This is a genomic window from Exiguobacterium sp. UBA1053 (genome assembly GCF_002316465.1).
Classification (GTDB): Bacteria; Bacillota; Bacilli; order Exiguobacteriales; family Exiguobacteriaceae; genus Exiguobacterium_A; species Exiguobacterium_A abrahamii.
In genome coordinates this window covers 74,324-87,436 of record NZ_DCDO01000018.1, presented here as the reverse complement: position 1 = coordinate 87,436, position 13,113 = coordinate 74,324, and the positions used below count along the sequence as shown (strand labels likewise).

17 protein-coding genes and 2 pseudogenes are annotated in these 13,113 nt (G+C 44.4%); 10 read left to right on the top strand and 9 right to left on the bottom strand.

All coding sequences use genetic code 11. From position 1 onward, the window contains the following. The first annotated feature begins 2 nt into the window (after positions 1–2). The 3 genes from B3G15_RS14075 to B3G15_RS14065 all read left to right on the top strand — a co-directional run bounded on the left by B3G15_RS14075 (position 3) and on the right by B3G15_RS14065 (position 1,358). Positions 3–707: an ABC transporter ATP-binding protein gene (locus B3G15_RS14075; protein WP_290721923.1), complete on the top strand. Its 705-nt coding sequence runs from the start codon at positions 3–5 to the stop codon at positions 705–707. 104 nt (positions 708–811) lie between these two features. After that, entirely contained in the window at positions 812–1,159 is a 348-nt protein-coding gene (locus tag B3G15_RS14070) for a hypothetical protein (protein WP_290721921.1), read from the top strand. Continuing rightward, complete coding sequence (locus B3G15_RS14065; RefSeq protein WP_290721920.1) at positions 1,140–1,358, top strand: helix-turn-helix domain-containing protein; 219 nt, start codon at positions 1,140–1,142, stop codon at positions 1,356–1,358. The genes B3G15_RS14070 and B3G15_RS14065 overlap by 20 nt, the downstream gene beginning before the upstream one ends. Here the strand turns inward: B3G15_RS14065 and B3G15_RS14060 are convergent. From B3G15_RS14060 to B3G15_RS14050, 3 genes are all read right to left on the bottom strand, one after another. Next, positions 1,333–1,743 (bottom strand): SRPBCC family protein, encoded by a 411-nt coding sequence (locus B3G15_RS14060; protein WP_290721918.1) that lies wholly within the window; start codon positions 1,741–1,743, stop codon positions 1,333–1,335. The two genes, B3G15_RS14065 and B3G15_RS14060, sit on opposite strands and share 26 nt — an antisense overlap. Positions 1,744–1,829: 86 nt before the next feature. Next, positions 1,830–2,048 (bottom strand): hypothetical protein, encoded by a 219-nt coding sequence (locus B3G15_RS14055; protein ID WP_290721917.1) that lies wholly within the window; start codon positions 2,046–2,048, stop codon positions 1,830–1,832. Then, complete coding sequence (locus B3G15_RS14050) at positions 2,045–3,331, bottom strand: right-handed parallel beta-helix repeat-containing protein (protein ID WP_290721915.1); 1,287 nt, start codon at positions 3,329–3,331, stop codon at positions 2,045–2,047. The genes B3G15_RS14055 and B3G15_RS14050 overlap by 4 nt, the downstream gene beginning before the upstream one ends. Before the next feature lie 116 nt (positions 3,332–3,447). Between B3G15_RS14050 and B3G15_RS14045 the strand changes: the two genes are divergently transcribed. After that, positions 3,448–4,026, top strand: a complete 579-nt coding sequence (locus B3G15_RS14045) for a hypothetical protein (RefSeq protein WP_290721913.1) — start codon at positions 3,448–3,450, stop codon at positions 4,024–4,026. 36 nt (positions 4,027–4,062) lie between these two features. On the opposite strand, the gene B3G15_RS14040 is transcribed toward B3G15_RS14045, so the two are convergent. Continuing rightward, a complete protein-coding gene (locus B3G15_RS14040) occupies positions 4,063–4,677 on the bottom strand; it encodes a histidine phosphatase family protein (RefSeq protein ID WP_290721911.1) in 615 nt (204 codons plus the stop codon). 300 nt (positions 4,678–4,977) lie between these two features. Here B3G15_RS14040 and B3G15_RS14030 point away from each other — a divergent pair. After that, positions 4,978–5,690: pseudogene (locus tag B3G15_RS14030) on the top strand (alpha/beta hydrolase); the annotation flags it as partial. Positions 5,691–5,841: 151 nt separating this feature from the next. Here the strand turns inward: B3G15_RS14030 and B3G15_RS14025 are convergent. Genes B3G15_RS14025 through B3G15_RS14015 form a run of 3 tightly spaced genes read right to left on the bottom strand, consistent with a single transcriptional unit; the run spans position 5,842 to position 7,289 of the window. Next, a complete protein-coding gene (locus B3G15_RS14025) occupies positions 5,842–6,321 on the bottom strand; it encodes a hypothetical protein (protein ID WP_290721907.1) in 480 nt (159 codons plus the stop codon). A gap of 27 nt (positions 6,322–6,348) precedes the next feature. Then, complete coding sequence (locus tag B3G15_RS14020; RefSeq protein WP_290721906.1) at positions 6,349–6,825, bottom strand: hypothetical protein; 477 nt, start codon at positions 6,823–6,825, stop codon at positions 6,349–6,351. Positions 6,826–6,842: 17 nt separating this feature from the next. Beyond that, entirely contained in the window at positions 6,843–7,289 is a 447-nt protein-coding gene (locus B3G15_RS14015; RefSeq protein ID WP_290721904.1) for a hypothetical protein, read from the bottom strand. Positions 7,290–8,927: 1,638 nt separating this feature from the next. Here B3G15_RS14015 and B3G15_RS14010 point away from each other — a divergent pair. From B3G15_RS14010 to B3G15_RS14000, 4 genes and pseudogenes are all read left to right on the top strand, one after another. Next, positions 8,928–9,170, top strand: a complete 243-nt coding sequence (locus tag B3G15_RS14010; RefSeq protein ID WP_290721902.1) for a hypothetical protein — start codon at positions 8,928–8,930, stop codon at positions 9,168–9,170. A 275-nt stretch (positions 9,171–9,445) separates the two neighbouring features. After that, entirely contained in the window at positions 9,446–9,679 is a 234-nt protein-coding gene (locus B3G15_RS14005) for a hypothetical protein (protein WP_290721901.1), read from the top strand. 266 nt (positions 9,680–9,945) lie between these two features. Continuing rightward, positions 9,946–10,175, top strand: a pseudogene (locus tag B3G15_RS16025) (transposase); the annotation flags it as partial. Positions 10,176–10,263: 88 nt separating this feature from the next. Then, positions 10,264–10,596 (top strand): hypothetical protein, encoded by a 333-nt coding sequence (locus B3G15_RS14000; RefSeq protein WP_290721899.1) that lies wholly within the window; start codon positions 10,264–10,266, stop codon positions 10,594–10,596. 458 nt (positions 10,597–11,054) lie between these two features. Here B3G15_RS14000 and B3G15_RS13995 read toward each other — a convergent pair whose 3' ends face one another. Then, positions 11,055–11,741, bottom strand: coding sequence for a hypothetical protein (locus tag B3G15_RS13995; protein ID WP_290721897.1), 687 nt, complete (start codon positions 11,739–11,741; stop codon positions 11,055–11,057). A 20-nt stretch (positions 11,742–11,761) separates the two neighbouring features. Next, positions 11,762–12,292: a nucleotidyltransferase family protein gene (locus B3G15_RS13990; protein ID WP_290721896.1), complete on the bottom strand. Its 531-nt coding sequence runs from the start codon at positions 12,290–12,292 to the stop codon at positions 11,762–11,764. 187 nt (positions 12,293–12,479) lie between these two features. On the opposite strand from B3G15_RS13990, the gene B3G15_RS13985 reads away from it, so the two are divergent. Then, positions 12,480–13,067, top strand: a complete 588-nt coding sequence (locus B3G15_RS13985; protein WP_290721895.1) for a hypothetical protein — start codon at positions 12,480–12,482, stop codon at positions 13,065–13,067. Positions 13,068–13,113: the final 46 nt, after the last annotated feature.

Here is a 13,113-nt window from a genome sequence, read left to right as displayed (position 1 = left end):
AGATGCACGTTCAACACGTAAGCTTCAACTATCCGAAATCACCTGACCTGTTACACGATGTCTCCTTTTCACTCATTCCCGGAAAATTGAACGTCTTGATCGGGATGAACGGTGCCGGGAAAACGACACTGTTTGATTGCATGACTGGTGCTTTACCGATCACGTCCGGAGAACTGGACTTACCCGATATTTCGGACATTCTCTATTTGACGCAATTCATCTATTACTCGGATGAATTAAAGGGCAAGGATGTCGCCGTCTTCGTCGGTCGGCTCGCCCGTTTGAAAGCATATCGCAAGCAAGAGACGTATACGCGTCATCTGAAACAGCCACGAGAGCTCGATCTATTCGCTCATCTGTGGGAGATGAAAATCGGTAAGATGTCCGCTGGCGAAAAGAAATGGTTGTTCGTCACCCTGTTGACGACAGTACCACGTTCGCTCTACATCTTTGATGAGCCAACGAGCGGGGTCGACCCGGCAACACGACTTCATATCATGCGACGCTTCGATCAGATGACGGCAAATGGACAAACCTGTCTTTTTTCGACGCATCAATTGCATGATTTGTTGCATACCGATGCCCATGTCATCTTCCTTCATCAAGGTCGTATTTTGTACGAAGGCGACTTCAAGGATTGGTTGAACCGCTTCGAGACGACAGATCCGGACGTTGCGTTCGTTCAAATGCTTGAACTGGCAGGATAACGTTAACCACCTCTTTTTTTGAGGTGGTTTTTTGTAATATTTGAAATATAGGTTTTCGAAAAACATGTACAGGATATACACATTATAAGAAAGGAGGTCGTCCGATGAACTTCATTTCCGGTCAAGCTTTTATCACGATGATGGATTCACTTTTCAACGAAGAGGAATGGAATCGACACGTCTTATACATCACTGCAAATTCAGCAGCGATCCACTTACAAAAACGATCTACCACCATTCTCTCGCAGCCTATGGAATGTCAGATTTCGTTTCTCGTGCATTTACCAACGCTAGAAAAACGACTGATCGTCAAAACGAATCAACAGGAGACGCGTCAATTTTTCTTTGATTCAATGGCTTCCATCGATTGTATGTGCACTAGTATAATGCCGTGGGCGAATCCAGGGCGATTCAATGAGGAGGAAAACGTTCATGTCCACCAAAACTCTTGAACAACGCATGAATGCCGTCCTCGATTGTTTGGCGGCCGCAAAGGACTACCAACGCATCGCCGGACGGCATGATGTGTCGTATCAACAATTGTATAACTGGGTCCGGCGCTATGAAAGCGGCGGTATTCCTGCCCTAACGGATCGCCGTGGTCGGAAGTTACGAAGCGAACGACTTACTTCGACTCAGCATACGCCTTGAACCGATCAAGGATCGCCTGCCAGCCCGCTTGTTGCATCTCAGGCGGGTTGCTTGTTTCGGCATCAAACGATTCGACGACTTCGGTCTGTTCTCCGTTCCGGGAGAAGTCGATCGTCACCTGACGGCCATCTTCGAGGACATACGCAATGCGTTCGTAAGGAACGATTGTCTCGTATGTACCCGTGAAATCAAACCCCATGCTACCATCTTTTGCTTCCATTCGATTCGTGAATTGACCACCGACCGTCAAATCATTCGTTGACGCCGTCGTATGCCAATCGTCAGACGCTGCGTTCCAGCGTTTGATGTCTTCTGGTGCGTTCCAGATCTCCCACACAGTCTCGACCGGACGGTCAATCACGGCTTGAATCGTTAGTTTCGTCATCTTTCTTCCTCCTTGCTAATTGAAGTTCCCTCCCTATTTCGAGAACGAATAAATGAATTCCTTGTTATTATCGATTAATTCAGGTATTATTTTGAACGCTTTGTTTTCCATAACATGAACAATAGAATTGCTGGAACGAGACAGATGATTGCATCGGTAACAGTCGGCAGTCGTAACGCCGGACTTGTTAAAAACCGAACGCCTTCCACTGTCCAAACCGTTAACATACAGGCGATCAACGCTGCAAGCCGCCAGCGTCTCGGAATCCGGATCCAGTAAGCGAGGAGTCGCTCCGATAACTTCATCTTACTTCCATCTTTCGGACCGCTTTCAGAAAGCTTCGTTCTGTTTTATAGGAGGCGTCGCGCCACATGAAACGTTTTGTATGCTGGAACGAATTTTTTTCAAACCGATTTCCCGAACTCGTCTTGAAGTAATGGGCGACACTTAACGAACCATCGAATGTGTTTTTGATGATCGTGTTGTCATGGACATCATGCTGGACGAGCAATTGACCACCCTCGAGTCCTTTCGTATCATTCCCGATTAGCTGATTTTGCTCGATCCGGACACGTTTTGTACCGCCTCGCTTCGTGTCATACCCACCGATCGCAATTCCGGTGTAGACGTTTTGCCGTACATCATTCTGGCGCACGATGACATCTTCTGCGTATCGTCCGGCATGTTCACTCGTCACTTCAATCCCGATGTCACTCGCTTCGACGAGATTCTTCTCAATTGTTAGGTTTTTCCCACCATCGACATAGATACCGGCTGCATTGTATTCCTTCCCGTAAGCAGGATTGCCGTAGCTCGACGTCCGGTAAACACGATTTTCAGACACGACGCCCTCACGGACGTAGTCGTCTTTCTTCGACTGAGCGATTCCTTCGTGTCCGATCAAATCAATGCCGATGTTGTCGTTATCCCGTAAAACGTTCTTCGTCACACGGAAATGTTTGACGTTTCCGTTTAAGACGAGGGCTTCACTGAAACCGAGACGATTCTGCTCGACTCGGTTACCGGTGATCGTCAGGTGACGAATCGCTCCCGTTCCGTAGACGGCGATGCCGTGTGCATTCCCATCTTTCGCGAGCGTCTTAATCTGGCGAACCGTATTGTTCTTCAACGTGATGTTAGATCCTGATCCCGTGACCAAAATGCCGATCGGTGTCGCATCCGACCGTTTCGACTGAACGGCTTCGATCGTCAGTCCTTGGATTGTCACATATTTTCGATTTTTCACCTGAACGATCGGTAAGGTTGCGTCCCGATCTTTGATGTTTTTCCCGCTTAACGTGACCTGCTCGTCTTGATAGTTTCGGAAGGTGATCGGGCGTTCTTTCGTTCCGTTCTGTCTAACGTTCAGCTTCTCGTGATACGTTCCTTTTCGCAAGTAGACCGTCGTACCCGCAGTCGCTTTTTGTGTCGCCTGTCGGATCGTTTTAAACGGATGCTTCAACGTGCCAGTATTTTTATCACTGCCGTTCGGTGCGACGTATAACGATTTTGCCGTCGATTCGGCCTCTTCACTTGTCGAGGCACAACCGACGAGCAGGACGGTTGCTAATAACCATTTGCCTTTCATGATTTCCTCCTTTATTTAGCAAGAACATTGTTGGTATAATCTAGGTATCATTTCTAATTTTTTGAATATTTTATTTTTTCTCGATTCACTATGACTTTGGAAAAGAGGAACACGTCATGAAATACGCGCTCTTATTCACTCTACCCTTCTTGCTTGCTGGTTGCACAACGGAAGCAACCGTCCTTCCTAAAGAGACCGTCAAGATCAAGAAGTCGTACTTTTCGATCACACCTTCTAGCGCGAAAGACGAGTCGCAGCAACAACGGACATTTTTCTTAACTGGTACACTCGATCGCCCGCTCGAGCTCAAAGCGGTCCAATTTGACGATACAGAACCACCAGAGGTGCTGATCGACAAATCGATTCCTGCCGGTACATATGATCGCACACCGTTCCAGTTGACGTATGATTTGAACCTGCTCAAGGATTCGCATGCCTTCACCTATTCGCTTGATGCGAAGAATGGTATTCCTGAGACGAAAACGGTCTATACCTTACCTCAAAATGTCCAGACTGACAGCGGTCAATTCAATGATCAGAAACAGACGAATGCTTCGTTCTACCCCTTACTCCTCAAACGCTATACGATTGGAGAATCGATCATCGGTCGCTCGATTGACACGTTATCCTCTCCTCACCTAAAGGTCAGAAAACAAGAAGGCGCAATTTTGATTTATTTGACGAAATCACGATAAGGAGAACGGCGGACCGAGAAAAAGTCCGCCGTTTTTTTAGTCCGCTATGACATGCGACATGTCAGCTTCTAATCGAATCACGGCTTCCCCATCCCTGTATTCGACGATCGTCAAACTCGTTCCATGAATGAACGGCGGATCCCATAATGTCGCGAACGGCTTACGTTGAAGATATGTCAGCAAGATGTTAAGGAAGATACCGTGGGTGACGATTAAGATGTTTTCGTCTTCTTCATGATCTGCCAGTCGTTCCAAAAACGATAGGATGCGCTCGCGGACCGCGTCAAAGGATTCTCCACTCTCCGGTATGTAGGTATGCGGCGTTTGCCAAAATGCAGCATGAGCAAGCGGATGCGCGACTTCAATTTCCGCCGCCGTCCGTCCTTCCCAGGTTCCCATGTGCATTTCACGCAATCGATCGTCGATGGTGACCGAAATCGCTGGATCGAGATCCATCATTCGAACTGTTTCACGGACGCGACCAATCGGACTGATGTAGAGATGATCCAGCTGAACTTCACGTAAGCGGTGACCAAGGTCCCGCGCATTTTGCCTGCCCTTTGCTGTCAAAGGAGAGTCTTCCCAGCCTTGCATTCGTTTTTCTAAGTTCCATTCCGTCTCGCCATGACGCGTAATGTAAAGTGTTGGCATCTGTTCCATCCTTTCGATTTCTAGTTTCTTTCAAAAGTGTATCAAACTCTGGCTGCTTTTTCCTGCAACTAGAGAAAACGAATCCAGAAGAGAAATTCACCAATCCGTTCGGTATGATGAAGATAGACCTAAGGGAGGAATTCGATGAATCGCCAAGAGATGATTGACCTTGCCAAACAAATCCGCTCAGATGAGGAACGTCCTCAAGTCACACCTCCTCATCCACCGCAAGCGACCACGACTACGCTACACGTGCCGACTTCAGTCGGAGATGTCCGAGTGTTGTGCTACTCACCGATTGATGCAGCAGAACCGTTACCTGGATTCATCAGTTTCCATGGTGGCGGCTTCATCACCGGAACGCCAGAGATGGACGAACCATGGAATCTGTTTCTCGCCGAGACCGTCAACTGTCATGTTTTCAATATCGAGTACCCGTTAGCCCCGGAGCATCCGTTTCCCGTTCCGGTTCACGTCTCTTATGAAGTCGTTCAGTGGATTTTTAAACAGACCGACACGCTTCGTCTCGATGCATCGCGATCGGTGGACATAGTGCCGGTGGCAATCTCGCGACAGCGATTTGCTTATGGAATGCTGAACAGGTGAACTCTCTACCGCTCATTGCTCAAGTCCTGGATTATCCTCCGCTTGATCTCGCGACGGATCCCGCAGATAAACCGTTCTTCGAGGAAGCAATACCGACTGAACAGGCACGGCAGTTCAATGCGATGTACATCGCGCGTGCGGAAGATGCGTATCATCACCTCGCTTCGCCACTCTATGCGGCTCAACTCGATGCGTTACCGCAGACACTTGTCCTGACGGCTGAGCACGACTCGCTGGCTCAGGAAGCGCGGCAGTACGCGAAACGTCTTCAGGCGGCAGGCGTTGCTGTCGAACACCAAGAGTTCGCGGGTCAAGCTCATGCCTTTACGCATCACAGTGATGCAGATGTCGCGCTGAAGGCTTGGCAACGTATGGCGCATTACCTTGAATCGGTCTATCGTTCGTGATCAAAAAAGAGACGACTAAAAAACCTGAGCCCGGTGGAATACCGGACTCAGGTCCTCAAGGTCGCCTGACAAATTATTTATTGTCTAACTTTTTTGGTTCAGTTCAACGCGACGGCGGGCTTTCTTATTAGTTTGAACTTAGAACCTTGCATTATTCAGATCGCGTTGTTTCAGAAGCTAATTCATCTGTAAGTAGGTTTTTATCATGATAAAATACCACCTGATCGGTCTGGTACATGTGGAATGTATACTCAATCATGCGGGCGTAACGTGCGTTTGCCTTAGCAAAGTCCATACCTGAAGCTACAGCAGCACGTTCATTTCCTTCCGACATGGCGGCGACTACGCTGCTGAATGTACGGTTTACGTCGTCCCGTGCTTCGAACGATTGGACTAACATATCCTCAGGCAATTTCGTTAAGACGGTCCGGTAAACGCGGATATTCTCCCGACCATTGTGAACCGTGCCTAATTCTTGATAGGCTACGTAATCCTCATATAGCGGTAGGCTGAAAATGACTGACATATGATCAAACGCACTTAATTTCCCATCTGCCTTGAACTCATGATGGCCATATTCATGGATGGCTTGATCTAAAAAGAATCCTTCTGATTGTCCAATTTGAGACATAGTGTATTTCCTCCTAATTAGTTTAAATTAAGGTGTAGGCAGTTCAACGCGATACGCCACGATTTGTTCAATATGATTCTTGGCTATCGCCGCAGTCAGTAGATTAACCAGATTTCCACGCGACTGAACCGACTTTTTAGCGATTTCCACAATCTGATCCCCTGAAAGTACTGAACGATCCAAAGAATTCAGTTCATACATGTTTTGAGTATCTTGTGTAGAGGCGTCCCGAATCTGCTTCAGGGTAACAGGATCAAGAATAACGCCGATTACTTTCGTTGCCTTCAAAGAATGACCCGCAGTTGTATAGATTGTTCCTTCTTTCTTTATTTCTATACTGTACAGATCTTCTTTCTGTGTAAGGTCGGATGAAATAATATAATCATCTAAATTAACGTCCTTTTCATCTGCATGAAAGACCACTGGACCGTACACCTCAAATACTTCTTCTTCTGTAAGGATTTTCTTATCCAAAACCAGGTTTAACGCCGTATCTTCTTGCATTGACCAGTTCCCCCTATTTATTGACCTGTGTTTTCAATCTCAAGCAGCTGATATCGATCCCTTTGTCGAACGTTCTGCATGTAAAGACCCATCATCATTAATCGCGTGGAAGTCGCAACATTACAGGCTAAATCTAACACATCATTACCGTAACGATCAGCTGAAATCGTTCCAATATATGAAGCGGCTATAAAAGTAGTAATGCTAAAATCGAACATCGCATGCAGTGTTCGAATTTGTCTAGTCGTTTCTATGTCTAACTTTGCCAGTGTTACGCGAACGGCGGACAGGCTATGTGCCGTAGTTGTAATGATTTCAACCCGCTTTCTCAGACAAATATCCCAAACAGTTTCCTTCGGATCTAATCCGTTACCTTCTAAACTGAAACGATCAAAATCAGTACGCTGTTGATCCGGTAAAAAGATAGTTGACCAATAAAGTTGAACCAACTCTTCTTCGTTCAATTACTCTTGATTAAAAAGGCTATTCATCTTTTAATCTCCATGTACTCTATAACTTTTTTCACCCCCTTTCAATCTCTACGCATCAACAGATCGACAAGTTTCGTTCAATCCGTCTCCGATTTTTTCGTCACTAACTTTCGTGTAACGAATCGTTTGCTAAATATTAGGTGTACCATCGTGTCGAGTATGATCCATGGGCGGTATACCACCTCAAGTTGCAACCCTCCGGATAAAATGTATACCGCAAAGAATGGGCGGTTAGAGGCATTTCTACGAAGTCCATATATTTCTGAATCGTATACTGAATGATCCTCGAAATTACTAGATCAGATTTACGTGAGAAGAACACGTGCGGATGTTTTTAAGTTGCCGATTTCTGCATCTTCTTTTAAAACTTTTAATAGATTTAGAACAAGCTAAACCTTACATTGCTGACCGTTTTTTCTTCGAATTAAGACATACCTCTTCCGATCTCACAGGTTAATGTCTGACCATTTCAGGTCCGCCACTTCCCACAGACGCATGCCTGCCTGAAAGCATACTCATTATCATCGCGTAACCGCTGTAATCTCTAGCTTCAGGTGCTATGTGAGATCCAATATAATTCCATTTCACCGTTCAGACAATTACGTTCATTACTTGTCAACCACTTTGGTACGTACTCAGATACTGATGTATAGTTGATGTTGTCCGTCGGAGAAGCCAATAATATTTTCTCCATCATCCAGTTTAAAAAGATCTTCACCCGCCGAAGTATCACGTTGACAGCTCCACTCTTACCTGTTTCTAGCAAATGATTCTATATTACATTACGTCACGGATTAAACTCTCGGATAGATCCGATATGGTTACCTCTAAAAATGAAGTTACTCAAGGAATAGTTATAATTAACCACGATAATATTAGACTTTTGTTTTAGTCCAATTTACACTCAATATTCCCCCATATATTTTACTAACACACTTATTTTTCCCTCTCATATTGCTTATGTATTAAGTATAAATACTGTAAACGTCGTTTACAAATTTCACACAATTAATTTCCATAAAAATATTTCAATAAGTAAAAAAGACCGCCGAAACGATCTTTCAAATTATTAGCGACTAACCTTCCATTGTTTGTAATGAGTTAATCATAGGAAAAACCGCCTACTTCGATTTCTCTCTCATTTTGAAGTATGATAGGATCAACCGTGTCACACACTCTCGCTATTTGTTTTAAGCGTGTAAGTTCGTCTGTTTCAATCTTCAGAATCACAAAGCGCTTATATCCTAAATATTCTGCCTCATTTGATTTCAGTACATTAGTGATGACTATGTTACCGTTTTTTGTGTCAGGAAAAGGAAATCTGTTCGTATTAGTCGAATAATATGTAATATATCGGTACGTGGGAAGTAGCTGACTGGGAAGTAGTGCTTGCTAATGGTCCTAGAAGACCCTTTCCTCTGGCGATACAAAAACACTTCAACGTATAAGAGAGAGAATCTGAATTACTCGACATAGTGAAGAATTACCCCATCTGCATGATCTTCGTCATGTTTTTGTTACGGATGACACAGGCACAAAATAAGGATTTAGCCGCGAGCATAAGTATGAACTATAACTTAAAGCTTGATAGTTAAGAAAGGAGGAAGAATAATGGAACGCGTGGGTAGATGGACGATTGAAGTACGGGATCCTAATCATTCAGATCCTATTATTACGGAATCCTACTATGATGAAAAGGAAGCTGAAAAAGCAGCCCTTCATTTATCTAAGCAGTATCGACACGCATTGGTTTTCGGTTTTTTTAATCCAAAAGAAGGCGGAATGTTAACATTTAATCCTGGCCCTACTTATGGTGATAAGGCTTTACATGTCCCTGGACAGACTTGGTACTAAGATAGGATGATTAGTAATGGATAAGATAGGACGGTGGACGATTTCAGTATATTCGAAAGTTGAAACGCAACCGTTCCATTCGGAAGTTTACTTTGATGAAAGAAAAGCAGAACTTGGCGCAGTACGGATGGCAATTGAGTACCCACGGGACCTGGTATATGGTACGTATCTGAACTCAGATCTGGAAATAGTCACATTCAGCCCAGGGCGTGAATATGGTAGATATCTAGCACCCGACCCGGGCGTTCGTTGGTGAATTGGAAGGATGATTTAACGTGAAAATTTGGACAATCGAAGCCTGGCTTCCTAGTAATCCTTATGAACCGCATGATAAGATAAGCCGCTATACGGAAGAAGAAGCCACTAAAACTGCCCTCGAAATGGTCGATAAGCATCCTGAGTGCCGTGTATACGTTCGCTATAAAGATACTAGTAATAAATCTGAAGGTTGTTGTTACAATCAAGACGGTAGATATGAGTATAAAGGCAGTCCATGGAAAGCAATATAATATCGCCTCGTAAAGGACGATTTCAGACTAAAGACAAAGTGCAGTTTCCTCTTAATGAGAATGATTGCTCAGCACTTGGGACCGCAGCCATCTACGATCTCGAGTGAACTAAAACGAAAATCTTCCTATAATGCGATCGACTCCGGACGGCGTTATGAGATGCAAAAGAAGAACTGTGGAGTACGTATGCTTTTCAACGGCTTTCTTGGTTTGCACAACCTTAAGAAACTACAAGATACATGTTCTCACAAACGGATACAAACTCCCTTGGTGTCCCAATGTATTTCGCAGATCCTTATTCTTCACGGCAACGCGGCAGCAATGAGAACGCCACTGGTCTTCTCCTTGAATTTTCTCCAAAGGGAACGAACTTCGGAATGATAAACTCTAAAGACTTGGATCACGTATTTTCTAGAATCAATAATCGACCACGAAAGTGTCTGAATGGAAAACAGAATACGAGGTCTTTTCCGAAGAAGTGTTTCACTTAAATTGACAACCCGTCGTATAAAAAAGTAGGAACGAAGAAGAAAGAAGACCTCCTATGATGGGTATCATTATCGATCAGAACATGTCACCATTACTTGGAACAACTGGTTCCGAAGGACTATCTCGTCCATAAAATGAATGCAGTTATCAATATCGACTTTCATCTATTGTGCTGTCGAGAAATTGCCGTCTTCCTTTCGCTTCTTCAAACCGTCACAGTACACTACGAGCACCCATTAGCCGTCGTTGTCGATGCTGTATATAAGACGATTTCAATTACCCCCCTTCTTCGCGAACAAGATATTTTAGCAGTCTTCTCTTATTCACTCCATGCAGGAGTGAAAGGGATGGCAAAAAAGAAAGACTTCTTTTATGACGCATACTATGATTGCCATCTTTACGAGAACAATCAGATTCTCCGTTACTGAACGACGACACTGGATGGATATTGGGAGTATGTCTTTGATCCTTCTACTTGCGAGAGAAGTGATCACAGAAAAGTCATCCTCTATCATCTCTGGTAAAGCAATGGATGAAGTAGAGCATCTAAGGCATACAGATGTGAATCGAGTGTTGTATCGAAAATGTCAGGGAACAATTGAACGTCTCATCGCAGACGCGAAAGAGAAGCACGGCATGTGTTGGAATCGCTAACGCGAAGTGAAAAAACGATGCTTCGAGCGATGCTTACTCTCATTTACCTAAACCTCAAAAAAGCTTGCGAACTGATTCTGGAATTCCCACGGGAATCTGTGTCTTAATCATATACTAGTCATCATTACATATAACAAACCCTCATTTTAATTACGAAATGAGGGTTTGTCTAAAATCTGAAGGAGAGTCTGAGCACAGAGTCCCTTTTTTTATATCTAGCCTGTTTAACTGTTTACTCCGTGAGAAGCGGTTCAATTGGACTATCCGGTGATTGCTGAATCAATCGCATAATCGTCTCTTCCGGTCGATCACTGACAATCCACATCACGTCTGCTCCTTTTTGATAGGCAAGACTCAGCTGTTTTCCTTGTTTTTGAACATGGACTTGTAGCCCGTTGATGGTGCGCGTCCGCTTTCCGAATTGCGCTGGAACATCCTCAATTTTTAACCGTGTCTCAATTACCGTATAATGACGATTCGTAACAAGTTTCGTCGTCATTTTTTTCTTGTTTCCTTCCCACGCTAGACTCCCTTCGATCGACTCGCCTTTCGTGGATTGATTCCGAATGAGATCCATCGAACTGCTTAACATCCAGTTCGACTTCTTTTCATAAATCATCAGCGAATCGAATCGTCCATCGATGACGCTTGCTAGCAGTAAATTATAGTCACCGAATTTAGCGTCCACTCGGAAATCGTCTTGCTTTAACGTATAGGTGGACTTGTCACTCAAGTCATATTTAAACTGATGTTCGGCCGTCTCTACAGCAGTCGGATAGGAGCCACTGTCGAACAAACTCGTACCATTAACGTGAATCTTTTCTTTCACCTCGACATTCTTTTCCGGTGCGCACCCGCTGATACAGAGGAGTCCTACTAGTATAAGCGGTATCGTTTTTTTATAACTGATTCGTTTCATCATATAAGCTCCTTCTTGTTTCATGGATATATATGTAGACTTACGTCGTCTTGCCATCCTTTTTCGATCACTCGTCGCTGAAAAATCGAATGACGCGAGGTACCGATTTGAAAAGGTGGCGTCGGTCGAATGATCCGATGAGTAAAGTCACTTGCACCGTATGGAAGATAGAGTTCAAAATCGGGTCGTCTCGTTACGCCGATTGCCGTGACGGTCTCAGGGAATTGTGAGATTGCATCTTGCGCTGATGCATACGGTGGCAACTCATTCACGAGATGCATCCGTGCTTGATTCTTGACCGACCACGGTAAATCAAGCCATTTACACAATTGACGCTCATGTCTTTTTTCCGTCGCTTCAGAACTATCCGATGGGTCAAAATAGACGATATCGATGTCCGACTGTGCGTTTTGATCAATGCCCCAAACCTTCGAACGTAATACACCGGCACAGATCCACCAATCCGGCAAATCAATTCGTTCTACAGCGGCCAGCATGAGTTGCACTTCCGCATCCCCTCGTAATCGCTGTTCGATGTCAGCTTGATTCATTTCGCTTTCTCCCTTCAATACAGCATGATGCTGGATGCGTGTTTTCTATAGTTTACCTCATTTCATCAGATTGGGAATCGTTTCCTGACTTTCATCCCATTTTTTGTCTTATCGCTTGTTTCCATTCCTTGTAAATAGTATATTTTGTATAACTATTCTGACAATTCAACAAAAAGGAGTGTTTTTCATGCCACGTTCTCGTAAAACGATTCCTGTGCTTGTAGCGTCTCTTGTCCTAGTCGGTAGTATTGGTTGGTACTGGTCTTCACATCAGGACAAACCCGTCAACGTCTCATCGCAAACGAAATTAGCTGGTGTTAATGAAACAACCGAAGATCGTGTCCAATCGATTCAAGAATTGATGAAGCAAGGAACTGTTAAAACGTATCCCGGTGATCCGGAACTAAAAAAGAAGTCATTCCGTGCTGAAGCACTTTTAGCTTCTCCCCCAAAAGAATTGCAGTTAAAAGAAAAGACGGGTTTCCGCTACGTAACTGTACCACTTGTCCTACATGATACGACTGAGACTGTGGGAGGTTACAGCATTTATAAACCGAACTTGTTTGTTTTAAATGACGGTAAGGGCAATGAATACAAGATCGTCGACTATGTTAGCCATAATCCAAAAGCATGGCGGAACAGTCATCAGTATTACGCTCCACAGCGTGCTCAAATCGATCTTGTGTATCAAGTACCAGTCAAATCGAAAACGTTCGTCTTACTTGCTGATTCCGACGCTTTCCCTAAAACACATGCGATTAAGATTGAGTTATGAACTGCCGCGCTTGCATGAATGTGTAAGCGCTTTTTACATAGGATGT

Excerpts from the sequence above, each read along its gene's own strand:
- B3G15_RS14020 (WP_290721906.1), bottom strand. The coding sequence starts at position 6,825 with ATGCAAGAAGATACGGCGTTAAACCTGGTTTTGGATAAGAAAATCCTT.
- B3G15_RS14045 (WP_290721913.1), top strand. The coding sequence starts at position 3,448 with ATGAAATACGCGCTCTTATTCACTCTACCCTTCTTGCTTGCTGGTTGC.
- B3G15_RS14060 (WP_290721918.1), bottom strand. The coding sequence starts at position 1,743 with ATGACGAAACTAACGATTCAAGCCGTGATTGACCGTCCGGTCGAGACT.
- B3G15_RS14065 (WP_290721920.1), top strand. The coding sequence starts at position 1,140 with ATGTCCACCAAAACTCTTGAACAACGCATGAATGCCGTCCTCGATTGT.
- B3G15_RS14070 (WP_290721921.1), top strand. The coding sequence starts at position 812 with ATGAACTTCATTTCCGGTCAAGCTTTTATCACGATGATGGATTCACTT.
- B3G15_RS13995 (WP_290721897.1), bottom strand. The coding sequence starts at position 11,741 with ATGAAACGAATCAGTTATAAAAAAACGATACCGCTTATACTAGTAGGA.
- B3G15_RS14055 (WP_290721917.1), bottom strand. The coding sequence starts at position 2,048 with ATGAAGTTATCGGAGCGACTCCTCGCTTACTGGATCCGGATTCCGAGA.
- B3G15_RS13985 (WP_290721895.1), top strand. The coding sequence starts at position 12,480 with ATGCCACGTTCTCGTAAAACGATTCCTGTGCTTGTAGCGTCTCTTGTC.
- B3G15_RS14075 (WP_290721923.1), top strand. The coding sequence starts at position 3 with ATGCACGTTCAACACGTAAGCTTCAACTATCCGAAATCACCTGACCTG.
- B3G15_RS14010 (WP_290721902.1), top strand. The coding sequence starts at position 8,928 with ATGGAACGCGTGGGTAGATGGACGATTGAAGTACGGGATCCTAATCAT.
- B3G15_RS13990 (WP_290721896.1), bottom strand. The coding sequence starts at position 12,292 with ATGAATCAAGCTGACATCGAACAGCGATTACGAGGGGATGCGGAAGTG.
- B3G15_RS14025 (WP_290721907.1), bottom strand. The coding sequence starts at position 6,321 with ATGTCTCAAATTGGACAATCAGAAGGATTCTTTTTAGATCAAGCCATC.
- B3G15_RS14050 (WP_290721915.1), bottom strand. The coding sequence starts at position 3,331 with ATGAAAGGCAAATGGTTATTAGCAACCGTCCTGCTCGTCGGTTGTGCC.
- B3G15_RS14040 (WP_290721911.1), bottom strand. The coding sequence starts at position 4,677 with ATGCCAACACTTTACATTACGCGTCATGGCGAGACGGAATGGAACTTA.